The sequence below is a fragment of the Leptolyngbya sp. FACHB-261 genome (genome assembly GCF_014696065.1).
In the GTDB taxonomy this organism is placed as follows: domain Bacteria; phylum Cyanobacteriota; class Cyanobacteriia; order FACHB-261; family FACHB-261; genus FACHB-261.
In genome coordinates, this window is record NZ_JACJPL010000001.1 from 446,340 (window position 1) to 471,116 (window position 24,777).

Consider the following 24,777-nt stretch of genomic DNA (forward strand, 5'->3'; position numbering starts at 1 on the left):
ATACCCGATGCTCACTCTAGTCCGCACCTACAACCTGCCCAACTGCACCCTGACCTTGGAGGGTATTGCTGCTCCGAATAATGCCTATTCTGAGCGCCCTCCTCTATCGATCCTGACTAACTTTGAGTGCAATTTCTTAGGGTTGAACTCGCCGTTGTCGGGTAATCGGGAACTGCTAGAAGCCTTGAACTCAGCCGTCAGTCAGTACGCCCAGAGCTTACTAAGCGGCGTGTCTGGCCCTAGCAAACCGAGTTTAGTCAGAGTAGAGCGCCAGGGACTCGACCGGCACGTTCTGACCCTCAGGCAACCACCACAGGACGGTAGCCCAAACGGCACAACCGCTCCAACCGATCAGCAGGCTGAGCAACGGCTTGAACTGAGCACAGTGCAACTGTTCGATTTAGTCGAGGCGCTAGATCAGCTGGGCGCCGATACGCAAACGTTGCCGGAACTTCAGCCTCACTTCACACCAGTTTCTAGACGTTACTCACCTCATCGCGCCAAGCCGGTTGAGCAGGCGGCTCCTGCTTTGTTCGGACTGACTGGCCTAGCGGTGGCAGCTGTCGCCTTCTTCTTTGTCCCCATTCCCAACGTCAGGCCACCTGAGCCAGTCCCTTCCCAAACCTCCTCTAGCACAGCCACACCAGTCCCTACACCGACTGCCACCGCTCCGCCTACCATTAGTGATTCCCAAGCGATCAGCAGCCTGCGTCAGCAGATCTACGACGAGATTGACAAAGCTTGGAGAACGACCCCGACTTTCCGCAGCGATCTCACCTACCGGCTCTCGGTCAATGCCAATGGCTTACTGACTGGCTACCGAGCTCTGGATGCAAACTCGGAGCAGTTTGTCAGAGATACGCCTTTACAATCCCTGCTCTACGTACCGGTGCCTACGCCCAATGCCACTCCCTCACCCGTTGAGACGTCCTCAACCTCGCAGGAGCCAACCGCACAGTTCGAAGCCACGTTCACACCGGACGGCAAGCTGAGTGTAGAACCCTACACGGAACCGGCTACAAGCGAAAGCGAGACTGCGACACCAGCAGCCTCGCCTTGACATAAATGAAAGCTCAAGTAACCTCCCTAGTCCAAACAGGGCTACGGAGGTTACTTATTTAGGCTCGATTGGATCTTAAATACCCCTGCCTTATACCTGCTTATGGCTAGGCTAAAGGCAACTAGACAGGCTAGTCCAGGGTTGCAGACGATTGCAGGTGGGCTTCTAAGAACCACAGGCGCATATCAACGGCGCGCGAGATCTCGGTGTAGAGATCAGCGGTGTCCTTGTCTCCTAGAGAATCAGAGTCGTCAATAGCCGTACGGATGCGGCTGCTGTACTGGCCGTAGCGCTCGACGAGGGCTTCGACGTGCTCTCTGCCTTCAACAGCTCCCAGGGGATACTCCGGTAAGGCAGAGGCCTCTGCGGCCATGCGCGCCGTTCCTTGGGCAATGCCACCGAGCGTTGTCGCTCGTTCAGCCAATAAATCCACGAAGCCCAGCACTTCCGTCGCTAGCTCATCAAACAGCAGATGCAGCTGGTAGAAGTTCATGCCCTTGACGTTCCAGTGAGCTTGCTTCACTTGGGTGTAAAGGTCGAGCGTGTCGGCCAGGTGCTGGTTCAACATGCCGATTAGCTGCGTGCGCTTCTCAGCAGGGATGTTGATGCGGCTCTGATACTGTGCGGTCTTTGCCGTCTTGGTCTGACTGACTGCCATCTTTAACTCTCCTGTCGCAGAGATACTAAAACGAACTCATTACGACTACGCTTAGTCTAGCAAGAAATGCCCTACTCTGTCAAAGGCGCAGTTGTCAAGCGTGCTTAAACCACGTCTGTAGGCGGAGTGAGATTAAGCTCCCATGATCTCGTAGCCACCGTCTACATAGATGATTTGGCCGGTGATGCCACTCGACAAGTCACTACACAAGAAGGCAGCCGTATTGCCCACTTCCAAGGGGGTAACCGAACGGCGGAGAGGCGCTACTTCTTCAACATGGTGGATCATGTCCAGGATGCCGCCAATTGCTGAGGATGCCAGTGTTCGAATCGGACCGGCAGAGATGGCATTCACGCGAATGTTTTGGGGGCCCAGCTCGGCAGCTAGATAGCGAGTGTTGCACTCAAGAGCGGCTTTAGCAGTGCCAGCTAGGTTATAGCCTGGGATCACCCGTACCCCGCCGAGGTAGCTGAGCGTTACTACGCTGCCTCCTTGAGTCATCAGGTGCTTTGTAGCTCCGCACAGTTGGACCAGTGAGTAGGCGCTGATATCAAGGGCTTGATTAAAGCCAGCGCGGGAGATGTCGCTGAAATTGCAAGTGAGGTCTTCTTTATTCACGAAAGCAAGGCAATGGATCAAGATATCCAGGCGACCCCACTTTTCCTGAATAGCAGCGACCATCTCCTCGATCTGCGCATCATTCTGGACATTGCAAGGCAGAAGCAAATCTGGGGCTAGTGGCTCGACCAACTCGGCAACCTTAGCGCGATAGCGATCTCGCTCATCGGGCAGGTAGGTGATAGCGAGGTTGGCTCCAGCCTTGTGCAAGGACTGGGCAATACCCCAGGCAATAGAACGATTGTTGGCAATGCCAGTGACCAGCGCATTTTTTCCGGTCAGGTCAAGCATGGATCTCTCCAGATCGGGTGGCGGCGTGACGAGATCTTACGATACAGCAGCCCTGCCTCTCTCCCGCTCCAGAATCCAGTCTCGTATCACCGCTCAGCAAAACTAAAGTCTGTTGTGATACCGTTTGGTCAAAATTGGTTACCTGTAATACAAACCGCAAGCCTTGAGTAGGTTTAAGTGATGAAAACTTAGTCAGGGCGTTCAGCAAGCCTTGAGATCATCCAGACCGGGAGGGATAGAGGTGGGGAAGGAACGATGGTTGTGACCCAAGATCGGCCTCTAGCGGCGGTTTTCCGCCAGATGAACAATGGTCTATTTCCGCCGATGGTGGAAACCTTCGAGCGGGGTAAGACAATCTTTTTCCCGGGTGACCCAGCGGAGCGAGTTTACTTTCTGCTCAAGGGAGCGGTCAAGCTTTCGCGGGTCTATGAAGCAGGTGAAGAAATCACCGTCGCCTTGCTACGCGAAAACAGTGTCTTCGGCGTGCTGTCTCTGATTACGGGCAACCGCTCTGACCGCTTCTATCACTCTGTGGCCTTCACCCCGGTGGAACTGGTTTCAGTGCCGATTGAGCAGGTGGAGAAAGCGCTCAAGGAAGACCCAGAACTCTCAATGGTGTTGCTGCGTGGCCTCTCCTCGCGCATTTTGCAAACCGAGATGATGATTGAGACCCTGGCCCACCGCGATATGGGCTCTCGTCTGGTGAGCTTCTTGCTGATCCTCTGCCGTGACTTTGGTGTGCCGGGCGCAGAGGGCGTCACCGTGGATCTGAAGCTCTCGCACCAAGCCATTGCTGAGGCTATTGGCTCTACGCGAGTTACCGTCACTCGGCTGCTGGGCGACTTGCGTAAGCAAAAGATGATCTCAATTCATAAGAAAAAGATCACGGTCCATAATCCAGTGCTGCTGGGCCGCCGTTTCACCTAATTTTTCAGGATCTCTAGAGGCGCAGCCTTCAGCTAGACTGCACCCATGACTTCAACTTTCATGCCCGATTTGTCCGCCCTGCTCCCCATCGCCCGCAACGCTGCTTGGGGCGCAGCCGATATTCTGCTGGAGCACTACAACGGCCACAGCGATTTGCAGGTAGACGAGAAGAAGGACGGCCCTGTTACGGCTGCAGATCTAGCCGTGAATCGTCATCTTCTGTCTACGCTTCAAACTGCCTTGGGCAATGAGCATTTTGCCTACCTCAGCGAGGAGACAGCTGACGTACCCAGCCGTTTTGAGAAACAGTGGGTTTGGATCATTGATCCGCTGGATGGCACTCGCGACTTTATTGACCGCACTGGCGAGTTTGCCGTTCATATTGCGCTGGTGCATCAAGGCCGTCCGGTATTGGCTGTCGTCGCTTATCCGATGGTGCAGAAGCTCTACACCGCTGTGCAAGGCCAGGGCAGTCAGGTAGAAACTCGGGATGGCACTGCTCATGCCTTGCAGGTGTCTGACCGGCAGCAGCCTGAGCAAATGCGTTTGATTGTGAGCCGCAGCCACCGGGACGGCAAGCTAGACCGCTTACTGGCCAAACTTCCAAAGGCGGACCAGCGGGCTGTTGGCAGCATTGGCTGTAAGTTCGCTTCGATCACAGAGCAGGAGACCGACTTCTACGTAGCCCTCTCTGGCAAAAGCGCACCCAAGGATTGGGATCTAGCTGCACCTGAACTAATTTTGACGGAAGCAGGTGGTCAGGTTAGCCGCTTTGACGGCAGCCTGCTGGAGTACAACCGCGCTGATGTGAGCCAATGGGGCGGCATCCTGGCCAGCAATGGCCATGCCCATAACAAGCTTTGTGCATTGGCAGAAGCAGCACTTGCAGAGGTGACATGAGAATGGCTGAGGGGTAACTTGGCTTAAGCTATACCAAGGCTTAGGCCAGCGGCTCCCCTCAATCTTCCAGGGATTTTCGTGTTGAACCTCGTTCAGCACCTCTAGGCTGCTTACCTGACATCAGAGGCTCTGTGAAGCTGAAGTGAGGCATCAGCCAACTTTCTTTTTGGCTGATGAAGACTCTGAGGAGAGTCCATTTCGAGTGTTTCAGTAAAAATACTAGTCACTTATTATCAGGCTGTGCAGCCAAAACTTCTGACGCTTTTTGCATCTACCCGTTGAATATGAGCATCTGCAACTATGGATATCATTGCTCAGTCTAGGGCAGATGGATTGCAGTATTAAGCAAGGAGTTGCATAAGCCAATGTAGAACGTTAAAGATACTCCTAGCCAGATTGCTAATCAGCTAGATGAGTTTCCTGATAACGCTCTAAAGGATTGTATATAGCTGGTGGACTTCTAGTTTCCACTTGCCTAGAGTTCAGTCGCACCCTAGCTGTTCTAGCTGAGGAGTACCTTGATGCATCTATTGCCAAAACTTGCCTGCAAAAACTATCTCGGCTTGGTTCAGCTACCCGCCGCTCTATTGTAAATACTTCTCGGGGTAGATGGCAATCTTCCTCTAGGTTCTGACTTTCACCGGCTACAGGCTTAGGTTGCTATCTCATTCATTGCAGACTTGCTTAGACAGACGCCGGGAGCGAACTGAGCAGGTTTAGCTTAGCAGTAGGCTGCTGTTGGACATTTGGCAAGATGTTCACTGTGTCTACTAAGCACTGTTACTCAGTTTTTTTGTAAGAATGCTTTCCGTCGCGCTTATTGCGCCTCCCTTTTTCAGGTTATTCGTCTGTATCTTTGATATTTCTAGATAAATTTAGAGCCTTAAGGCCTAAAAATTTAGGTCTTGACCTTAGCATCGGCATCCGTAAGTATTTGAGTTCAAAATAGGTCTGCTGATTATAGGGCGACGTCATTTGCTAGGAAACTCCCTCTCAATATTGATCAACCGGTTAGTACAAAGCCTCACCACCTTTGCATTAGTTGCAGCTATTGCTCGTCTGCTGGGACCGTATGAGTTGGGGCAATATTTGCTTGCCTTTGGCTATTACTACATCTTCATGTCTATCGCCTCTCAGGGGCTCAAGGTTCTATTTACGCGAGAACTATCACGTAATCTAGAAGAGGTACAGCTCTATCTAATCAACGGCACACTCCTACAGTTATTTGCAAGCCTTATCAGTTACGGAATATTAGTCATTACAGTATTTTTATTGCCTTATAACTCTGACACCTCTACTGCTTGCTATATCTTGGGCTTGATGGTCGTTCCCTTTTCTCTCTCCAATGTTACAGAGGCGATCTTTCAAGCGCAGGAACGCATGTACTTGATAACCCTCAGTACAGTACCTGTTTATATTTTGCGTCTACTCGTCATCATTTGGATAATGCAACAGGGCTACACTATCAACCTTGTATCCGCGATTCTAGTCCTTTCAGAAATTTTCATTCTTGTATTGCAATGGGGTCTGTTGATCCAAAAGATTAATCTAGAAAGACAGATTAATTGGAGTTTTATGCGGCGCAGCATAAAGGCTGCTCGCACTTTTTTCGCGATCGAAGCCATCGCTGTGCTCAAAGACCGAATGCAGCTGCTCATCCTCTCCTTAATAGGAGGTGAAATCGTAGTTGGACTCTACGGAGCGGTTATGCAATTGATGCAACCCTTTGAGATTATTGCTCATAGTCTTGCATTGGCTATTTTTCCAAGAATGAACAAGATAGTTGCAGCAGAGCCAGAAAAGCTGCGGGACCTTGTTGAAGGCGTCATTGAGATCTTGCTTAGTGTGGCCTTGCCACTAATCATTGGCCTGTTTTTTCTAGGGCGCGACTTATTGGTCTTTGTCTACGGCAATCCTAGCTTTGCTGATGCCGATACCGCTCTTAAGATAGTTGCCTTAGCACTTGTTGCATCATCTCTCATGAAGCCGCTCAGCTTGGCACTAGTGGCAAGTGGTTTTGAACGGATTAATCTACGTGAAGTGAGCGTCACTACTAGTATAGGGGGACTAATTAGCATAGTTCTAGTTACAGCCTATCAACTAACTGGCGCAGCTATAACAGCACTTCTCATGCAATTAATCGCTTGCGGCCAATATGTCTATCCTGTACATCGTCGTTTGTTTCCCATACGCTTCTGGCACGTTTTGCGCTACCCAATGCTAGCTAGCATATGGACTCTATGTGTGTTTCTAATCTTACAAAGAATCACTCAAGACCTTCTCATAACCATGCTTACTGCTACTTCTCTCTACTGTCTATTAATAATGACTCTCAGCATTTATGCTTTCGGAGGTCTAAATGCAGTTAAAGCTAAGTTGCGTCGTAGTTTGTAAATTCAAATCAAAGCCTCGCATAGTTTCAATAAACACTTTCAGATATTCTTATCGTAGATGTTGCTCATGAATGAAAGCAACCAAGTCTTAGTCAGTGCTGTAATCCCAACTTGCGGTCGGCCGCAGATTGTGTCTAGAGCAGTCAAAAGTGCCCTAGCCCAAAGCTTAAGCATGATTGAAGTCATTGTGGTTGTAGATGGCCCTGATGAAGCTACAGCTAGACACTTGGAACAAATTAATGATTCAAGATTGAGAGTAGTCGTATTGCCAGTGAATGTAGGGGCAGCAGGTGCTAGGAATGCTGGAGTTAGTGAAGCTAAGGGGAATTGGATCGCTTTTTTGGATGATGATGATGAATGGCTCCCTCAAAAGCTCGAATCTCAACTTCAAATTGCCAATCATTCAAAGCATACTTTTCCAATTGTTTATAGCCGCTTTATTTGGAAAACGGCAGAATCTGAATTCATTGGCCCCAGAAGAATACCAGCCCCTTATGAACACTTAGCTGACTATCTTTTTTTTCGGAAGTCTCTGTTCTATGGAGAAGCTTTTGTCAACACTTCCACACTCTTTGCAAAGAAAGAATTACTGCTCATAAATCCTCTCGACACAAGCTTACGCCGACATGAAGACTGGAATTGGGTGCTTCAGGTCAGTGCATTGGAAGGTGTAGGAATTCATTTCGCACCTGAACCCTTAGCGATTACTAATATAGAGACAGGGCGCAAGCGCTTAAGTAATATCAACGACTGGCAAGACTCTTTAAACTGGATTCGTTCAATTCGTTCTTTAGTGACTCCGTCTGCTTACTCGTGCTTTCTCCTAACCTTCGTGGGTTTGCAGGCAGCCTCAGAGCAAAACTGGAAGGTTTTCTGGTCTCTACTTAGGGAAGCTATAGAACTTGGTAAGCCTAGACCTATTGACTTTTTACTATATCTGTTGCGGTGGTTGATTCCTCAAGAGGTTCGACAATGGCTTCCAGCTATCTTCTCAAGACAACGTAAGGCAGAACTTAGACCGAACAGCCCGTTACAATAAATGCCCTGTTCTTTGTCTTACGTTAGGTTTAGCTAAATTGTCTGACTGTCAACAGTACAGGGTGGGTTGTGGATAGCAAATCTGTGGAGAAGGTCTCTCATCGTGGCTGGTTACTATTTTTAGTCATTGCTATCTTGGCAATGGGAATATTTTTTCGGTTCAGCAATCTAGATCGAAAAATTTATTGGCACGATGAAGCCTACACCTCGTTAAGAATTTCTGGTTACACAACAGCAGAGTTTTTCGAACAGGTCTATACAGGTTCTTCAATAGGCATTGAGAAGCTTCAAAAATACCAGAATCCTTCCTCTGACAAAGACATTATTGATACGGTTAAGAGCTTAGCTATAGAAGACGCTCAGCATCCACCCTTCTATTACATCATATTGCGGCTTTGGATAGGATGGTTTGGCAGTTCAGTTACGATCATCCGAAGTCTGTCAGCCGTCATCAGCTTACTAGCTTTTCCTTGTGTCTATTGGCTATGCCTGGAGTTATTTGGGTCATCCCTGTCTGGATGGATCGCGATCATATTATTAGCTGTCTCGCCGTTCCAGATCGTCTACGCCCAAGAAGCACGGGAATACAGCCTATGGGCAGTAACAATCTTAGTCGCAAGCTTAGTATTCCTAAAGGCTGTACGACTTAAAACAAAATCTTATTGGAGCATCTATGCAGCGACTGTGGCTATGAGTCTTTACACCTTTTTATTCTCTTTTTTCTTTTTAATTGGTCACGGAGCCTATATAATTGCGATCGAAAAGCTTCGATTCAATAGAACAGTTAGAGCTTATTTATTGGCATCCTTTGTAGGCTTTCTAGCTTTTGTGCCTTGGTTTCTAGTTGTCATTAAAGGTACTTCTCAAATATCTAGAACAACAAGTTGGATGGGCTCTCAAGAAACACCACCGCTCAACTCGATTAAAGTTCTTGCTCAAAATATTAGCCTGACTTTTTTTGATTTATATCTCGGCCAACATTTTAAACTTGACGGCTCTGGGCTCGATCTGTTGCTCTTGCCTCTTCTAATCCTAATAGGATACTCATTTTACTTTCTCTATAATAAAGGACCAAGATCGGCTTGGTTGTTTGTTGTTTTATTGACTTGGATTATACCGTTAGCATTAATACTCCCAGATCTTTTGTTGGGAGGACGACGATCAGCATGGCCTAGATTTATTTTTCCTTGCTCTTTAGGAATTCTGTTAGCTGTTACGTACCTCTTCACCATTCAAATCTCCTCGATTTATGCTGCTAGTTCTTGGCGGCGAAGAATCTGGCAAATTGCCATAACACTCCTGATCTCAGGAGAAGTTCTATCCTGTGCAGTTCATGTGCAAGCACAAGATTGGTGGAATAAGTACGGAGGTCAGCTAATCCTTGAAACAGCCTACGTTGTTAATCAGTCTAGTCAGCCACTTTTAATTAGCGACTCTTCCGATGGCAATACGATGGGTAGCCTACTATCTCTTAGTCATCTGCTAGAACCTAAAGTGAAAGTTCAATTAATTGTTGAGCCCAGCGTCCCCATTATTTCCAGCAACTTTAGCAATATATTTCTATATCAAGCCTCTGAAGCCACAAAGCAGAAATTAAAGAACGATTACGAGATAACGCCTCTTATAGAGCCAGTTTACGAGAGCGGGGCTCTGTATCAACTTAATAGAAAGAATGAAGCGTCGAAGCCAGCAGCCAGCAGCTAGCAAGAGTATTTTTTCTCCTCAATTCTGTATGCAGATCATTTCTCTACATCAGTTAAATGCCTAGCTTTTTACAAGTCAGTGCAGGTCCTTTCAATTTTAGCTAAAACAATGAAAAAAATTCTAAGACTTGCCGAACAGAGTTTTACAGTTCTGTCCCTGCTTCTCTATTCAGGAGGTCCCCTCACTGTACTCCTGTCAGGCGGCGTAAGCGAGGGAGATGGAAGGGCCGTACCAACCGAATATCCCTTGATTCAACTTCTTTTTTTAGTTGTTTATGCAATCACCCTCTTCTTACTCTCTAAACGGTGGAAAGACGTATTTACTGTAGTTTCTAAAAATAGGCTTATTGGGCTTTTTCTAGGGCTCGTCCTAGTCTCAGTTCTTTGGTCTTATGAACCAATGATGACCATACGTCGTAGCATAGCTCTAGCTGGAACCACTCTATTTGGAATTTATTTAGCCACACGCTACAGCTTGAAACAGCAGATACAGTTACTAGGCTGGATGTTTGGGCTAGCAATATTGCTGAGCCTAATATTTGCTCTGGCTCTGCCAAAATACGGAATTATGGGCGGAGTTCATACAGGGACTTGGCGAGGCATTTATTTACATAAAAATGCACTTGGCAAAGTTATGGTGCCAAGTGCGGCTATCTTTCTACTGCTTGCTCTTGACAATCCTAAAAAACAGCTTCTCTTTTGGGGTTGTTTTAGTTCTTCAATTATTCTTTTGCTGCTTTCAACCTCCAAAACTGCTTTGGTTAGCTTTGTATTTCTCTTAAGTGCACTTTGCTTATATCGGTTTTGGCAGAAGCACTATGACGTTATTTTTCCTGCACTACTAGCGATAACAGCAACGATTTGTATCAGCTTTTCTCCCCCGTTATTACCTCAGGTCAATGCTCTATTCAATGTGACAGAAGCTCCCCCTAGCCAAACAGTGACTCTGCCAAGCTCCTCCTCTGAGACCGTAACTACTTCCCCTAAATCTACTGACAAAGGCAAAACACTTCATGCTCGCAGCCAACTGTGGTCACTTGCGCTGGAAATGATCAGCAAGCGCCCTTGGTTGGGCTATGGATATGGAGCGTTTTGGTTGGGTAACGACGGTCCATCTGCCTACATTTGGAAGATTACCGACTGGATGCCCCCTAACTCACACAATGGCTGGCTAGATCTTTGGCTTGATCTAGGCATTTTCGGAATAGTGATCTACCTCATTGGTTTGTGGAAAACTTTAGCAAAGGCCTTAGCTCAGGTCCGTTTGAGTAGAACAGCAGAATACCTCTGGCCAATCGCGTACTTAACTTTTCTCATGCTTGTCAATTTGACTGAGAGCACATTAGTCGTTCAAAACAATCTTCTCTGGGTGCTCTATGTGGCAGTCGCTTTATCCACACTTACACCATCTGAACCAATAGTCTCTAAAAGCTGAACTAATGAACTCATTAAGGATCTTAATGCTGGGCGCTAGCCTGGATCAGAACGGGGGTATAGCAACTCTCGAAAAGCTCATCTTAAAGCACACGCCTTCTAATATCGAGATCCAACACGTCACTAGTCATGATGAAGGCAGCATTCTGCATCGAGTCATAGTCTTCACTAAAGCTCTATTAGCTTTACTGTGGAGACTGCTACGTCGAGACGTTGATCTTGTGCATATTCATCTGTCAGATGGTGGTAGTCTCTTGCGCAAAGCGATGCTAACCCTCTTAGCTTCTCTGTTTCGCATACCCGTGTTGATGCATGCTAACGGAGCTGAATTTCATTTTACTTATGCTAGCCTCCCTAAAGGAGCACAGCAGTGTTTAAGTAGTATATTTCGCCAATGTCGCGGCTTTATTGCTGTTACCCAACTCTGGAAAGATTATTACATCACCAATTTGGGTTTGAACGAGGAACAAGTTTTCGTTCTACCCAATCCGGCAGAACTACCGGCTCAAGTTCCCAACCGCACGGGCGTCACTAAAATTAAGCTGATTTTCTGTGGACGGATTGGACAGCGGAAGGGAGCCTTTGATTTAATCAGAGCATTTGCCCAATTGCCTGATGAACTTAAACAAAACTCTCAACTGATTCTGGCTGGTGATGGTGAGATCGAGGAAGGACAACAACTAGCAATAACCCTTAATGTCCAGAACTCCATCACTTTTCTCGGCTGGGTTAACGCAGAGACCCGTGATGCGCTGTTAACAGAAGCAGATGTATTTATCTTGCCCTCCTATAACGAGGGTCTGCCACTAGCCTTAATCGAAGCAATGGGTTGGGGCTTACCTGTAATCACTACACCAGTGTCTGGCATCCCGGAACTAGTGACCTCAACAGAGAATGGTTTATTAGTTGAACCCGGTGATATTCAACAACTATCCGAGGCAATGCAAGCCTTGATTAAGGATGAGGCTTTAAGGCTAGCCTTAGGAAGCGCTGCCCGGAAAACTGTTGCTCCACTTGATGTAAAAAACTTCTTCTGCCGCTTGACTGAGATCTACCGCTTAGTTGTAGCAAAACGCTATTCAAGTTCAGCTCAAGCAACTTTGTAAAGTCAAGGCTGTTCTTAGCCTTAGGGATGCATTTACCAGCCCCAGAGTGAGCTTATCTCTCTGCTCTGTAGTTTCATTATCCCGAGGTCCTTCATGAAGATCACGATTGGTGGCGCCAAGATTGATAAATACAGTTTCGACGAAGTGGTTGAGCGCATTGTCGAGCATAGCCTTTCGGGAGGTCTACCAGAATATGTTGTTACTCCTAACGCACAGCATATTCTGACCCTCCAAAAAGACACTTATTTCCGTGAGATTTATGATAAAGCTTTCTTGTCAGTGCCAGATGGGGTCCCGCTACTATGGGCAGCTAAGATTTTAAAAACTCCCTTGAAGGGCCGAGTCAATGGGACAGATTTATTTGAGAGGCTTTCTTGCGTCGCGGCGGAGAAAGGGTTGAGAGTATTTTTGCTAGGCGGTCGCCCTGGCGCAGCAGACAAAGCGAGTGAAATTCTTCGGGCACGGCATCCAAACATCAAAATTGTTGGTACTTATTGTCCAGCTTACGGGTTTGAGTCAAAGCCAACAGAATTGGCTTTGATTAACAGCAAAATCCAAGCGGCGGCTCCTCATATTCTCTTCGTGGGTTTAGGAGCCCCCAAACAGGAGTATTGGATATACAACAATTATCAAAAGCTTGGGGTTCCCATTTCAGTTGGCATTGGAGTCAGCTTTGAGCTCGTAGCTGGCATGGTGCAAAGGGCACCGCTCTGGATGCAGAAGAGAGGTCTAGAATGGCTTTTCCGCCTAATTGTTGAGCCAAAGCGTCTGTGGCAACGCTACGTTATTGGAAACCCCCGCTTTATCTGGTTAATATTTCGGCAGCGGCTCGCTGTCTCTAGGTTGAATTGGAGATCATTTTAGACAAGGGCTGGTTTTGTCCTTACTGCCAACAAGAATTCAGCCTCTTCTAAACTCGTCGTGAACTCACAACAAGCATCAACGGTCTCATGACACCAATCTTAGGCCCTTGGTGCTTAACCCATTTTTAAAGCCTCAATAGCCCTGTAGAAGCGAATACAACTCCACGGTCAGCTAGTTCTATAGTCTCAGTTGGAGCAAAGGCAGTTTCTTATAACCTTAGCAGAGGCTCTCATTGCTTAACGTGCTTAAAATCAATACCGGTTCTGCATCTTTACTCAAATTAGTTGAAAAGGGATTCGTTGTTTTATCAATCTTGTTTCTCTCTAACACAGTCCTTTATATTTTCCGAGAATCTAAATGGCTTTCACTTCCCCAGCTCAATAATGTAATCAAATTGGGTGTTTTTGGTGTTGCAGTCGTTAGTTTTCTATTGTTGATTCAAGAGCCGAAAAAGCTTTTCTCTGTTGTGCGTCAAGAGAAGCTTTTATGGATTCTGTTAGCCATTGCCTTGAGCTCAGTGTTATGGTCCTACGCCCCGACAGCAACCCTACGTCAGGTTACATCCTTAATTAGTTCAACTTTGTTTGGCATCTACTTTGCTAGCCGTTATACGTTGAAGCAGCAACTCCAGATCCTTGCTTGTGCACTTGGCATTGCGGCAACACTGAGCCTGGCGATCATTTTATTGCTGCCCAAATACGGTGTTATGGGAATGTCAGGCACTACGCAGCCTGAACACTTAGCTCATTTGGGTGCTTGGCGAGGTGCCTACAGTCATAAGAACATTTTAGGCTACAACATGCTTCTCGCTGGGCTAGTCTTTTTCTACTGTATACATCGTACCTCTTGGTACCGGTGGCTCGCTTGGGCTGGGCTCATGCTATCGGTCACTCTTGTTCTAGGTTCGACCTCAAAAACTGCTTTAGTTATTTTACTGACCCTGATAGCCCTCTTACTTCTCTGCAAGGCTTTACGCTGGAGCTACGGCTCATCCTTCTTGCTTTTTACCGCGACCATTCTGCTGAGTGTGAGCTTTGTTTTCTTGATTGCGACTAATCTTGAGTTCATATTGCAGGACATGGGCCGTGACCTAACTCTCACTGGTCGTACGCAACTTTGGGCTGCTTTGTCGTCTGTACCTCCAGAGCATCCTTGGCTCGGTTATGGATATGGTGTGTTCTGGTTGAAACCTAATGAAAGAACCTTGGCAGTCTGGAATATGGTTGGCGGTTGGAAAGCACCCAATGGCCATAATGGACTATTGGATGTCTGGCTCGACCTAGGCTTATTAGGTCTATCAACATTCATTCTTAGTTTTATTATGACTAGCGTGCGAGCTATCCACTGGCTACGTCAAGGCAAAAATGCGGAAAGGGCTTTCCCGCTAGCATATCTCATTTTTCTATTCCTGGTTAATTTAACAGAAAGTGTTTTATTGAGATCAAATTCTTCTTTTTTTTGGTTTCTGTATGTAGCCGTCAGCCTTACAACCCACCGTAGCTCCTCACAGGAGACTTCTAGTGATGGTCATTTTTCTCTTGAGGCAAATGCTAACAGTTACAAGCCATGACCCTGCCCTTTAGCCAGCATAACTAATCTATCGTGATCAAGCTAATGTCTAAGAATGCTAGTGACATTAGGGCTCCCATGACTGTAAAGGTCAGTCATGGCGTCCTACTCGGTTGGCTCCGCATGACTCTTTTGATTTTCCTCGATACGCTGATGCTGTCCATAGCCTGGCTTACAGCAAAAGCGCTAGGAACTCCAATTCCAGGATTTCATCTCTTGTGGAGCCCTCAACAGGAACCGGGCTTATTGCTCCCCATTCTAGCAGTCAGCTTGGGTACTCTTGCTTCCGCAGGACTTTATGGAACTGACGACAAACGCCGTAGTTTTCCAAGTTTAATTGAAGCGATCACTCTATCTCAAATCATCTTATTGATTACGGCCTATCTTTATGAACCTAGAGTTTGGGTGTCTCGCTCTGTATTTTTATTCGCCTGGTTCCTGAGCTTAATTCTTGTTTGTGCGGAGCGTCTCACCCTGCACCTTGTTATTACCCATCTTCGTCAGCGACATACAGCTTTTCGCCAACCCATTTTCCTGCTTGGTTATCCAGAGGATGTTGAGAAGGCAGAGCAACTTCTAGACATCTCTGGTCAATTCAATGTCATGGGCGTTGTCGATTTAGCGGTAAGAAAAGACCCTAAACAGTGGACCAAAGCTCTTGAGGAGATGTGTAGTCAGAGAATTAGCGAGGTTTTTATCTGTTCCTGGCAGTTTGTCGAGGATCCAACCATTCTATTCTGGCAATTGAGGGCTTGCGGCCTTCAGCTCAGGATTCTGCCTGTCAGTTTAGAGCTACCCAGACAATGGTCTGAGATTAAGATGATTGGCGGAGTCACAACTATTCGGTTTAACTCTCCCCCTATTATTGGTAGCGATTTTTGGCTGAAGCGGGGCTTTGATATTACGATGTCTTTTTTGATTTTGCTGTTAGTTAGTCTGCCCTGCCTACTCATTGCAGTCCTAATCAAGCTTGACTCACCCGGTTCTGTTTTATATCAACAGACCCGTGTTGGCCTTAAGGGACAGCACTTCAAAGTCCTAAAGTTTCGAACAATGGTCGCCAATGCAGGCCAGTTTCAGCAAGAACTAGAAGCGCAGAATGAAGTTAAAGGCGGCGTTCTCTTCAAAATCAAGCATGATCCACGCATTACTAGAATAGGTAAGTTTCTGCGTCAATACAGTCTAGATGAGCTGCCACAACTGCTCAACGTCCTGCGCGGAGATATGAGCTTAGTTGGGCCACGTCCCTTACCTGTCCGGGATGTAGAACGCTTTTCTGAGCACCATCATCTACGTCATGAAATCTTGCCTGGTATTACTGGTCTTTGGCAAGTGAGCGGTCGTTCCGATCTGGATTCCGAGGACATCTTCTATTTAGATATGGCTTATATGCAACACTGGTCTCTAGCACTTGACTGCAAAATTCTATTGCAGACAGTCAGAGTGCTTGTTTCTAAGGAAGGAGCCTATTAAGAACGCTGTTATCAGAATTCAAAGCGTAGTTAAGCAGATATCCCCAGCTATGACCCTTATCGCAGTACAGCATGAGGTGAAGGGCACCTAGAGTGAGACGCAAGTTACCTGTGGGGAGAAATCTGTCACTTCCAGTGAGACGCGAGTCACCTAGACTGAGACGCGAGTCCCTCCCAGTGAGAAACTTGTCGTTTTCACTCAGAGATGAGCTGATCAAAACGAGATGCGAATCACTTGGAACGAGAAGCGTGTCATTTCAAGTGAGACATCGGGGGTTTACAGGGAGATGCGAACCGATCAAGACAAGACCTCTCCTCTGTCGCTTTGAGTGAGAGGGTCAATTCCAATCTACGAAGAGTTTCCTTTTCTAATTGGCTTAAGTCGATAAGAGCGGCAGCAGCTTGCCAAGCTGGCGTAGCTGAAGACTTCTCGCTTATCAGGCTATGCGGACCATCTTACTCGCAGCCTCACTGTCAACGTTTAGCTCATATTGGATACTTTCAAAGCAAAGAGCAGGATCCAACTTGGATCCTGCTCTTTGAAAGAATTGCTTAAGGTCAGCTAAAGTGCCTGGCGAGAAACTAGCTTCTCGAAATCAGCCTGCGTTTGGTGCAGAAGCTGAGTGCGGCTATCGGTACCATTCCCCGAGAGGGTGGGGACAAGATTGCGAGCCTGGAGGGTCATATGGAGTTGCAGGTGAGCAACATAGTCGCAGAGACCCTCTTGGGAACCCTGGCGGTCAGCAGACCGAGCGTGCGTCAAGTAACTCAAAGTGTTCTTCTCCATGGATGCGGCTAATTCGAGACTGCGTCAGTGGACTAGCTTCGCCCTCTAGCAGTGTTGAGAATTGCAACCGGGCGTTCAGCGACATAACGAAGCTATCACGCACCCTCCAGAGGGTTGATGTACTGCAACGAAGTGTAATCAACTTCGGATACTTAGCGTTACAAATGCAGAACGCTAGCGACGGCGCTGCTTTTGGTCAGCTAGAAACTCAGCTTGCAACTTGAGAAAGTTCGTATGCCATTCGCGGAAGCGGCGCTCGCCATCCTGCACCAGCATTTGCCGGTACTGCTCAGAGGGGATATAGGTCTTAGTGGGCTTAGAGCTGGTTGTGCGCATGGAGTCAATCCTCTGAATACGTATAGAAGGTTGAACAACCATCAGGGTCGCCTCAGTGGTGTCAGCCTGCCTGAAGCGCTTTCCCCTGCATGCTGTCCTCAATAAGGGCATTCCAGAGTAAGAGACTCAGATCTGGAAAGTGTTCTAGAGTTTTAAAGTAGGGATCTCAAACTTTACTTAGCTCATGCAGATTTACCTGGATCACAGCGCCACCACCCCTCCGAGGCCCGAGGTCATCGCGGCCATGCAGGCGGTGCTGAGCCAGGAGTGGGGCAATCCTTCTAGCCTGCATCACTGGGGCTCCCGTGCTGCCACCTGGGTCGAACGGGCTCGGCTGCAAGTAGCTGAGCTAATCCAGGCTGAACGCTCCGAGTCGATCGTATTTACCAGTGGCGGCAGCGAAGCAGACAACTTGGCCCTGATGGGCGTGGCCCGACGCTACACCGAGCCACAGCACCTGATCATCTCTAGCGTCGAGCACTCTGCGGTGTCGGAGCCCGCTAAGCTGCTGGCCCAGTGGGGCTGGCAGGTTACTCGTCTAGCCGTCGACCGCACAGGACGAGTAGACCCCGATGAGCTCAAAGCTGCCTTACAGCCCAATACAGCCCTGGTGTCGATTATTTACGGCCAGAGCGAAGTCGGAACACTACAGCCAATTCAAGCCTTGGGCGAAATTTGTCGAGAAGCGGGGGTTCTGTTTCACACCGACGCCGTGCAGGTGGCCGGACGCATTCCTTTAGATGTGCGCCTTCTGCCTGTAGATCTGATCTCGCTGTCTAGCCACAAGCTCTATGGTCCGCAGGGCGCTGGTGCTTTATACGTGCGTCCGGGGGTCGAGTTGGTGCCTTTGATTCAAGGGGGTAGTCAGGAGGGAGGGCTGCGCTCTGGTACCCAGGCAGTCCCGGCGATCGCCGGCTTTGGTGTGGCAGCAGCCTTGGCCCAGCAGGACTTGAGCGAACCTGCTGACGAACTCCATCGCCTGATTCAATTGCGCGACCGGTTATTCGAAAAGTTGCAAGTTATGCCAGAGCTTCAACCTACAGGCAACCGCTTGCATCGCCTGCCTCATCATGTGAGTTTCTGCGTGGAGTCGGTGAGCGGTCGGACTTTAGTACGGCATATGGACCTAGCAGGCATTGCTGTGAGCTCAGGCTCTGCTTGCAATAGCGGCAAGCTCAATCCCAGCCCTGTGCTTAAAGCGATGGGCTACAACGACCGCCAAGCAACAGGGGCATTGCGCCTGACCCTGGGCCGCAGCACCACGGTGGAAGACATCGACTGGACTGCCCAAGTTTTGCAACAGGTTCTGTCACGGCTACTACCGGTCGCCGCCGTCTGTTCTTAAGGTCCTTTACAATTTTTTAACTCAACGAAACGTTTGAGCCGGAAGCCCTTACGCTTTGCATTAAGTGTTTATGCAAGTGCAGCCATGGGTCAGGGTTCTAGCGAGCGCTCCGTATGTGAGTTTTTTGTGCCAGACCGAGAGGCCAGAGAGCCTTTACTGCTCCCCTTAGCTCGACCGCCTAAAGCCTTAGCACCTGGCCTACGCTCACGTTCAGCCCCTGAGCCTGTGCAGGAATTACCCATGCAGGAATTGAACGTCCTGTGGGCGCGTCGCTACGTTGAAGATATTGCTGCTCGCTCTGAGGTTTTGGTTAATAGCCCAGAAGCACAAGCTCCGGAAGATCTGGCCATCCCTGACCTGCGTCGCCAGATCGTCACCAAGCTCAGCCGCGAATTGCCATTTGCGACCTCACGCGCCCTGAACTCGGTTCAGGAGTTGCTAGCTCAAGAGATCTTACGGCAGGGCATTGACCCCAGCCATATTGACCCCTGGCAGATCGCTGCGCACAGCCGATCCTTACTGGAACTAGTCCTCGACAATTTTTGTCAGGGGCACATGCCTGAGCACTTATCGGCCAAAGGTAGTCGGGCCTTCGGAGAAGTTCGCCGCCACTACGTTCAAACCGATGGTCGGGTCTTGGGCTTTTTCAGTCTGCAACTGCACCGCACCAGCCTAGACCTGCTAAGCCACCTCTTACCTTACGAGCGAACTTACATCGGTCCATTTCTGAAGGTGATGGACGATCACATCAATATTCCGCTACAGGCCGCTTACGACGCTGCCGCCCGCCACGACTACAACTCACCCGCCTTGCTTGCTGTACGTGCGTTGCTGCCACTCAGCAGTTCGGTCGCGAGCCAAGTCTTCGCTGGAGTACGCCGGAAATATCCCCTCTACCGGAGCTACAGTGGCTCCTTGCGGGATATGGCAGTTGGAGCCTCCAGCCTACGGGACATTGAGATGTTTTTGGTCTACTTATGCCTGTGTGTCTTGGAGCAAGATACCCGCTCAATCCAGCAGGAACTCTTTCCGCTTTGTGTCATGCTGTACCCGGCCTTGCAAGTCGACTGGGAGCTAGTACAGGAGATGCTGTGGCAAATCGTGCAGCAACTTTCAGAATCTCTTACTAGCCAGCAAATCGACGTGTTTTCACCTTACTTAAAGTTGCTCACGCAGCTATTCTCGATTGATGTGTTAAAGCCTTTAGCCGAATAACGCATCAGAACGGGCAACCAAAAAACTTCATTACTCTAGAGGAAGAATTCAAACAGCGCCTATGCAGTTGTTCGTCATCCTATTTAAAGCTGAAGATGGCTCCGAGCAGGAGGGTATCCATACCTTGAGCATCGGCGGCAAAAATACGGTACTAGCCTTCGAAGCCGAGGATGATGCAACTCGCTTCGCTCTCATGCTCGAAGCTCAGGACTTCTTCTCTCCCACCCCCGAGGGTATCGAGGCAGAAGAAATCAAAGAGTTTTGTGAGGGTGCTGGACTAGAGCTCGTCGTCGTGCCCGAAGGCGAGCTAGTTGTGCCACCCGAAACTAGTTTGGAACAAACTGACTGGAATCCCAACGCCCCCGAAGAAGCTGAGCTACAGCCCGATTCGGATGAGCAAGTGTCCGACGAATCCGATGAAATGGAAGCGTTCCGTCGTCGGTTAGAGAAGTTGCTGTAGGGCTCTGCTCAACTTTCTTCTCAACTTTTGAGAGCGTTTAACACCGCAGTGAGGCTAGAGCGTCCGTTGCCTCGGCGTACAAGCCTTCAGCAATGCGAAATAGCTCCTGGCCCGTGTGCAGGTGGTGATCATCGTAGTTGAGTGTGAAGACCTCTAACTCCTCTAAGCCATCACCTAACTGATTGAGGCAGTGGTAAAGATGGGCGGCTGTGCCAGCAATACTCGGCGGGTTGGGTAGTGCTCTAAACAGCCGTTGTGCTCGCTCGAAGGACTCTTGGCAGTCACCGAGATAAGCCTGAAAGGCTCCCATCAGTTCATCATCAAAGGGGTCAGCCGCCAAGTTATCGACTTGCTCGTCCAGGGACCCCAGAATCTCATCAAGTAGCTCAGTGACGGGGACAAATACCCAATTGAGCCATTGGAATAGTTGCTGATCCGCATCCTGTCCCGTTGGCCGCCGGGGCAATCTGGTTGACGTGCTATGTGCCTTTAGAGCCTCGTCATAGCGTTCGCGGGCTTCTGGGTTGCCCAGTATTTCATAGGCATGGTTAATCTGCGCCATTTGGTCATGGCTGTCGGCATCTGGATTCTGGTCCGGATGAAAGCGCTTGACTAACTGGCGATAGGCCTGCTTAATTTCCGACTGGCTGGCTTTGGCCTTAACCTGCAAGGTGTCGTAGTGGTTGGGATTACTCACGGCTCTCCCTTAACAATTCGCTTTCCTTTAATAACTTAAAGAAGTGCCCGACGGGTCCCTGCCCACTGCCAAGTGGGAACGCGTGATTTAGAGCCTGAGTGACGTAGTTTTTCGCTTCACGGACAGCTTCTAAAGGCGTTTTCCCTAAGGCAAGATTGGCTGTAATCGCAGCCGCCAGGGTGCAGCCGGTGCCATGTGTGTTGGAGGTTTCAACAATTTGAGTTCTAAGAATTTCTAGGTTGGTGCCATCAAACCAGACATCAACACCCTGTAGATCTCCAGCCATGCCCCCACCCTTCACCAGTACGGCTTGAGGACCCAAGCTGTGAATTTTGCGGGCGGCAAGTTCCATATCCGCCTGACTTTGAATCTCCAGACCAGACAGGATCTGGGCTTCGTAGCGATTGGGGGTCAATACCAGTGCCAACGGAATGAGTTTCTGGCGCAAGGTTGCAATCGCCTCATCGGCGATGAGTTGGGCCCCGGCGCGGGAAACCATCACCGGGTCAACCACCAAATTGGTCAGCCCTAGGGCCTGAACTTGTAAGACGACCGCAGCAATAATTTCAGCATTGAGCAGCATACCCGTCTTGGCAGCTTGGACCCCAATATCCTGCACTACAGCCTGAATTTGGGCAATCACAGCCTCAGGCGGCAGTGCATCAACCCGACTAACTCCTAACGTGTTCTGAGCAGTAACGCAGGTCAGCGCACTAGTGCCATGAACACAGTGGAAAGCAAAGGTCCGTAGATCAGCCTGAATGCCAGCACCGCCACCACTGTCAGAACCAGCGATCGTGAGCGCTACCGGAATCGGGAGAAGTTCAGAAGTCACAAGCACCGAGTACGAAGGACGGAGGGCTACCTCTATCTTCGCAAAAACCTCGATTAACGCAGAGAGTCAGCCCTGATTGAAATCTAATCATTTCTCAGGGCCAACCCGCCAGCCAGCGCAGCAGCTTACTTAATTTCTTGTCTTACTTCTTGTCATAGAAGGTATACGAGGCAGTGCCGCAGAGATCAACCTGGTAGTCCTCCACAGACTGACCATCTTCAAAAACCGCTTTGATGTCGTAGCGGCAAGCATTGGACTCATCGGTGAAATTAACTTCCGTTGACTCGCCGCTGGGCAAGACGTCCTGACCCAAAATATCTTCGCCCCACTCGTTCTCGCTCGAGGAAGAGACGTACAAATACTGAATGTCACTGCCGCTGTTGTTTTGAACCGTGAAGTCTCGGCGGTCTGCTAGAGCACTTTGGGCATTAAGAGAAATTATCGGTAGTGCTAAAGCAGCAGCTACCATCACGTTATGAAGCAACTTTCGAGACATCCTTTAATCTTCCTTGTGGTAGCTTCTCAAGCAGTCAGTAGCCCCAGCCCCAGCAGCCTATCGGCAGACTTTTGAATCCATACTCATCTGCAAAAACAGCAATAACCCTGCATGAGGGTTTCAGTGTATCTACGAGGTTCTGAGTACTAGATGCTACAGGCTCAGCTTAGCTTTCTGCTTATGGAGACCGCAGCCTGGAGTACTCAAAAATCTGCAGCTCTTCAAACTCTCAAGCTGAAAACCGAGGGTATACGAAGGTAGATAGGAGCTATCAGCTCCTATCTACCTTGCCTTCAGTAACAGCAGCTAGTTTCTGGGCGTCATCAGGGGTGACCAAAGCTACGCCAGGGCGCGTGTCAGACCGCTATATAGTGAGAGATGTTCTCAGAGCAGTGTTGAGTCGGTTGTATGCACCTGAGTGAAATCACGCATCCGAACCAGTTGCACGGTCTGTCCATCCCACAGCTCAAGCAGATCGCACGCCAAATCCGTGAAAAGCATCTTCAAACTATCGCAACCAGTGGCGGTCATTTAGGACCGGGATTGGGTGTTGTCGAGCTGACCTTGGGCCTCTATCAAACCCTGGACCTTGACCGTGACAAGGTAGTTTGGGATGTGGGCCACCAGGCGTATCCCCACAAGTTAATTACAGGACGTTACAACCAGTTCCACACACTGCGTCAGCAGAATGGAGTCGCTGGCTACCTCAAGCGCTGCGAGAGCAAGTTTGACCACTTCGGTGCAGGTCATGCCTCTACCAGCATTTCAGCGGCACTAGGTATGGCTTTAGCCCGCGACCTGAAGGGTGAGGATTTCAAGGCTGTAGCCATCATTGGCGATGGTGCCCTGACGGGGGGCATGGCTCTAGAGGCCATTAACCATGCTGGACATCTACCCAAAACTAATCTGCTCGTCGTGCTCAACGACAACGAGATGTCTATCTCGCCTAACGTTGGTGCGATCCCTCGCTATCTAAATCGCATCCGTCTCAGTCCGCCCATGCAGTTTCTCACTGACAACATTGAGGATCAGCTCAAGAATCTGCCACTTGTGGGCCCCAATTTAGGGCAAGACATTCGCCAGCTCAAAGAGAGCCTTAAGGTACTCACCGTTGCTCGCAACAAGGCAGGGGCAGTATTTGAGGAGTTAGGCTTCACCTACATTGGCCCAATCGATGGTCACAATCTTGAAGAGCTGATTGACACCTTCCAGTTAGCTCACAGCATCAAGGGGCCTGTGCTGGTGCATGTCGCCACAGTCAAGGGCAAAGGCTACAGCATTGCAGAGAAGGACCAGGTGGGGTATCACGCTCAAACCCCCTTCAACCTTGCAACTGGTAAGGCAACTCCCTCTAGCAAGCCCAAACCCCCCAAGTACCAAGACGTCTTTGCTGATGTTCTAGTCAAGCTTGCAACTAATGATTCTCGAATTGTGGGAATCACAGCAGCAATGGCAACCGGCACTAGCCTCAATAAGCTGCAAGAAAAATTACCCGAGCAATATATTGACGTTGGCATCGCCGAACAACATGCTGTGACTCTGGCAGCCGGTCTTGCTTGCGAAGGCATGCGTCCCGTTGCGGCCATCTACTCCACCTTCTTACAGCGTGCTTTCGACCAGATCGTTCACGACGTCTGTATTCAAAACTTGCCTGTATTCTTCTGCATGGATCGGGCTGGGATTGTCGGTGATGATGGTCCAACCCATCAAGGCGTTTATGATATTGCCTACTTGCGCTGCATCCCCAATATGACGCTGATGGCGCCTAAAGACGAGGCTGAGTTGCAGCGAATGGTGGTAACCGGAATTCAACACACCGCTGGTCCCATCGCAGTGCGCTATCCTCGGGGCAATGGCTACGGCGTGCCACTTCCAGCAGAAGGCTGGGAGCCTTTGCCCATCGGTAAGGGGGAGATCTTGCGTTCTGGCCCTGGCCCAGATGACTGCGATGTACTCATCATCTCCCTAGGCTCAATGGTGCACCCGTCTGTGCAAGCAGCTGAGATTTTAAGTGAGCACGGCTTCCAGGCGATGGTTGTTAATGCTCGCTTCGTAAAGCCCCTAGACACTGAACTAATTCTGCCTCTAGCCCGCCAGATAGGTCAGGTTGTGACAGTGGAAGAAGGTTGTTTAATGGGAGGCTTTGGCTCAGCAGTACTAGAGGGTCTTATGGATGCTGGGGTAACCGTCCCTGTTACTCGAATTGGCATTCCGGACCAACTCGTAGAACACGCTACTCCTGACCAAGCTAAAACCCACTTAGGGCTCACCAGTGCTCAGATTGCTCAACAGGTTCTAAGTCAACTACAAAGCACGAAGATAGCAACTCCTGCATCGTAGTGTTAAGTAGATAACCAAAAGACAGCTAAACAAAAAAGCCTTGCTCTTTTACCAGCAAGGCTTTTTTGTGCCAGAAAAATTATCTCTAACAGAGAAAGCCTTCTCTTGGATAGAGAAGGCTTTCTTTTTGTTTAAAAACAGCCTGGCACCGAGCTATATTCCCAGGAGGTGACCCTCCAAGTATTGTCGCCGCAACAACGTTTCACACCTGAGTTCGGGATGGGTCAGAGTGG

Annotated in this window: 22 protein-coding genes and 1 rRNA gene; 15 read left to right on the plus strand and 8 right to left on the minus strand. The window is 49.1% G+C overall.

The window, feature by feature from the left end:
* The first annotated feature begins 7 nt into the window (after positions 1–7).
* Positions 8–1,060 (plus strand): DUF4335 domain-containing protein, encoded by a 1,053-nt coding sequence (locus H6F94_RS02035; protein WP_190800549.1) that lies wholly within the window; start codon positions 8–10, stop codon positions 1,058–1,060.
* A gap of 130 nt (positions 1,061–1,190) precedes the next feature.
* On the opposite strand, the gene dps is transcribed toward H6F94_RS02035, so the two are convergent.
* Together dps and fabI are read right to left on the minus strand one after the other, a co-directional pair.
* The gene (gene dps / locus H6F94_RS02040) at positions 1,191–1,718 is read right to left on the minus strand and encodes a DNA starvation/stationary phase protection protein Dps (RefSeq protein WP_190800550.1); all 528 of its coding nucleotides are present in this window, start codon (positions 1,716–1,718) and stop codon (positions 1,191–1,193) included.
* A 132-nt stretch (positions 1,719–1,850) separates the two neighbouring features.
* Positions 1,851–2,627, minus strand: coding sequence for an enoyl-ACP reductase FabI (gene fabI / locus H6F94_RS02045; protein ID WP_190800551.1), 777 nt, complete (start codon positions 2,625–2,627; stop codon positions 1,851–1,853).
* Between the two features lie 255 nt (positions 2,628–2,882).
* Between fabI and ntcA the strand changes: the two genes are divergently transcribed.
* From ntcA to H6F94_RS02095, 10 genes are all read left to right on the plus strand, one after another.
* Positions 2,883–3,554: a global nitrogen regulator NtcA gene (ntcA, locus tag H6F94_RS02050; protein ID WP_190800552.1), complete on the plus strand. Its 672-nt coding sequence runs from the start codon at positions 2,883–2,885 to the stop codon at positions 3,552–3,554.
* A 45-nt stretch (positions 3,555–3,599) separates the two neighbouring features.
* Positions 3,600–4,454: a 3'(2'),5'-bisphosphate nucleotidase CysQ family protein gene (locus H6F94_RS02055; RefSeq protein WP_242040930.1), complete on the plus strand. Its 855-nt coding sequence runs from the start codon at positions 3,600–3,602 to the stop codon at positions 4,452–4,454.
* Between the two features lie 975 nt (positions 4,455–5,429).
* Positions 5,430–6,848 carry an oligosaccharide flippase family protein gene (locus H6F94_RS02060; protein WP_277877956.1) on the plus strand — a complete coding sequence of 473 codons (1,419 nt, stop codon included), beginning with the start codon at positions 5,430–5,432 and terminating at the stop codon, positions 6,846–6,848.
* A 66-nt stretch (positions 6,849–6,914) separates the two neighbouring features.
* A complete protein-coding gene (locus H6F94_RS02065) occupies positions 6,915–7,886 on the plus strand; it encodes a glycosyltransferase family 2 protein (RefSeq protein WP_190800553.1) in 972 nt (323 codons plus the stop codon).
* Between the two features lie 68 nt (positions 7,887–7,954).
* Positions 7,955–9,589 (plus strand): glycosyltransferase family 39 protein, encoded by a 1,635-nt coding sequence (locus H6F94_RS02070; RefSeq protein ID WP_199320119.1) that lies wholly within the window; start codon positions 7,955–7,957, stop codon positions 9,587–9,589.
* A gap of 108 nt (positions 9,590–9,697) precedes the next feature.
* Positions 9,698–11,023: an O-antigen ligase family protein gene (locus H6F94_RS02075; RefSeq protein ID WP_190800554.1), complete on the plus strand. Its 1,326-nt coding sequence runs from the start codon at positions 9,698–9,700 to the stop codon at positions 11,021–11,023.
* A 4-nt stretch (positions 11,024–11,027) separates the two neighbouring features.
* Positions 11,028–12,128, plus strand: coding sequence for a glycosyltransferase family 4 protein (locus H6F94_RS02080; protein ID WP_190800555.1), 1,101 nt, complete (start codon positions 11,028–11,030; stop codon positions 12,126–12,128).
* A 93-nt stretch (positions 12,129–12,221) separates the two neighbouring features.
* The gene (locus H6F94_RS02085) at positions 12,222–12,992 is read left to right on the plus strand and encodes a WecB/TagA/CpsF family glycosyltransferase (protein ID WP_190800556.1); all 771 of its coding nucleotides are present in this window, start codon (positions 12,222–12,224) and stop codon (positions 12,990–12,992) included.
* 241 nt (positions 12,993–13,233) lie between these two features.
* On the plus strand, positions 13,234–14,562 hold the full coding sequence (locus tag H6F94_RS02090; RefSeq protein WP_313949199.1) for an O-antigen ligase family protein: 1,329 nt from the start codon (positions 13,234–13,236) through the stop codon (positions 14,560–14,562).
* 77 nt (positions 14,563–14,639) lie between these two features.
* Positions 14,640–16,034, plus strand: coding sequence for a sugar transferase (locus H6F94_RS02095; RefSeq protein ID WP_199320120.1), 1,395 nt, complete (start codon positions 14,640–14,642; stop codon positions 16,032–16,034).
* 561 nt (positions 16,035–16,595) lie between these two features.
* On the opposite strand, the gene H6F94_RS02100 is transcribed toward H6F94_RS02095, so the two are convergent.
* Positions 16,596–16,805 carry a hypothetical protein gene (locus H6F94_RS02100; protein ID WP_396426405.1) on the minus strand — a complete coding sequence of 70 codons (210 nt, stop codon included), beginning with the start codon at positions 16,803–16,805 and terminating at the stop codon, positions 16,596–16,598.
* A 189-nt stretch (positions 16,806–16,994) separates the two neighbouring features.
* Complete coding sequence (locus H6F94_RS02105; RefSeq protein WP_190800559.1) at positions 16,995–17,156, minus strand: hypothetical protein; 162 nt, start codon at positions 17,154–17,156, stop codon at positions 16,995–16,997.
* 184 nt (positions 17,157–17,340) lie between these two features.
* On the opposite strand from H6F94_RS02105, the gene H6F94_RS02110 reads away from it, so the two are divergent.
* From H6F94_RS02110 to H6F94_RS02120, 3 genes are all read left to right on the plus strand, one after another.
* Positions 17,341–18,501 carry a cysteine desulfurase family protein gene (locus H6F94_RS02110; RefSeq protein WP_190800560.1) on the plus strand — a complete coding sequence of 387 codons (1,161 nt, stop codon included), beginning with the start codon at positions 17,341–17,343 and terminating at the stop codon, positions 18,499–18,501.
* 84 nt (positions 18,502–18,585) lie between these two features.
* Positions 18,586–19,716 carry a bilin-binding protein gene (locus H6F94_RS02115; protein WP_190800561.1) on the plus strand — a complete coding sequence of 377 codons (1,131 nt, stop codon included), beginning with the start codon at positions 18,586–18,588 and terminating at the stop codon, positions 19,714–19,716.
* Between the two features lie 61 nt (positions 19,717–19,777).
* Positions 19,778–20,176, plus strand: coding sequence for a DUF3110 domain-containing protein (locus H6F94_RS02120; RefSeq protein ID WP_190800562.1), 399 nt, complete (start codon positions 19,778–19,780; stop codon positions 20,174–20,176).
* A gap of 37 nt (positions 20,177–20,213) precedes the next feature.
* On the opposite strand, the gene H6F94_RS02125 is transcribed toward H6F94_RS02120, so the two are convergent.
* From H6F94_RS02125 to H6F94_RS02135, 3 genes are all read right to left on the minus strand, one after another.
* Positions 20,214–20,873, minus strand: coding sequence for a J domain-containing protein (locus tag H6F94_RS02125; protein WP_190800563.1), 660 nt, complete (start codon positions 20,871–20,873; stop codon positions 20,214–20,216).
* The gene (gene thiD / locus H6F94_RS02130; protein ID WP_313949197.1) at positions 20,866–21,708 is read right to left on the minus strand and encodes a bifunctional hydroxymethylpyrimidine kinase/phosphomethylpyrimidine kinase; all 843 of its coding nucleotides are present in this window, start codon (positions 21,706–21,708) and stop codon (positions 20,866–20,868) included. Before thiD ends, H6F94_RS02125 begins: the two co-directional genes overlap by 8 nt.
* A gap of 142 nt (positions 21,709–21,850) precedes the next feature.
* Positions 21,851–22,204: a hypothetical protein gene (locus H6F94_RS02135; RefSeq protein ID WP_190800565.1), complete on the minus strand. Its 354-nt coding sequence runs from the start codon at positions 22,202–22,204 to the stop codon at positions 21,851–21,853.
* 408 nt (positions 22,205–22,612) lie between these two features.
* Here H6F94_RS02135 and dxs point away from each other — a divergent pair, with 408 nt between their 5' ends.
* Positions 22,613–24,544 (plus strand): 1-deoxy-D-xylulose-5-phosphate synthase, encoded by a 1,932-nt coding sequence (dxs, locus tag H6F94_RS02140; protein WP_190800566.1) that lies wholly within the window; start codon positions 22,613–22,615, stop codon positions 24,542–24,544.
* A 140-nt stretch (positions 24,545–24,684) separates the two neighbouring features.
* Here dxs and rrf read toward each other — a convergent pair.
* Positions 24,685–24,777, minus strand: a 5S ribosomal RNA gene (rrf, locus tag H6F94_RS33710); the annotation flags it as partial.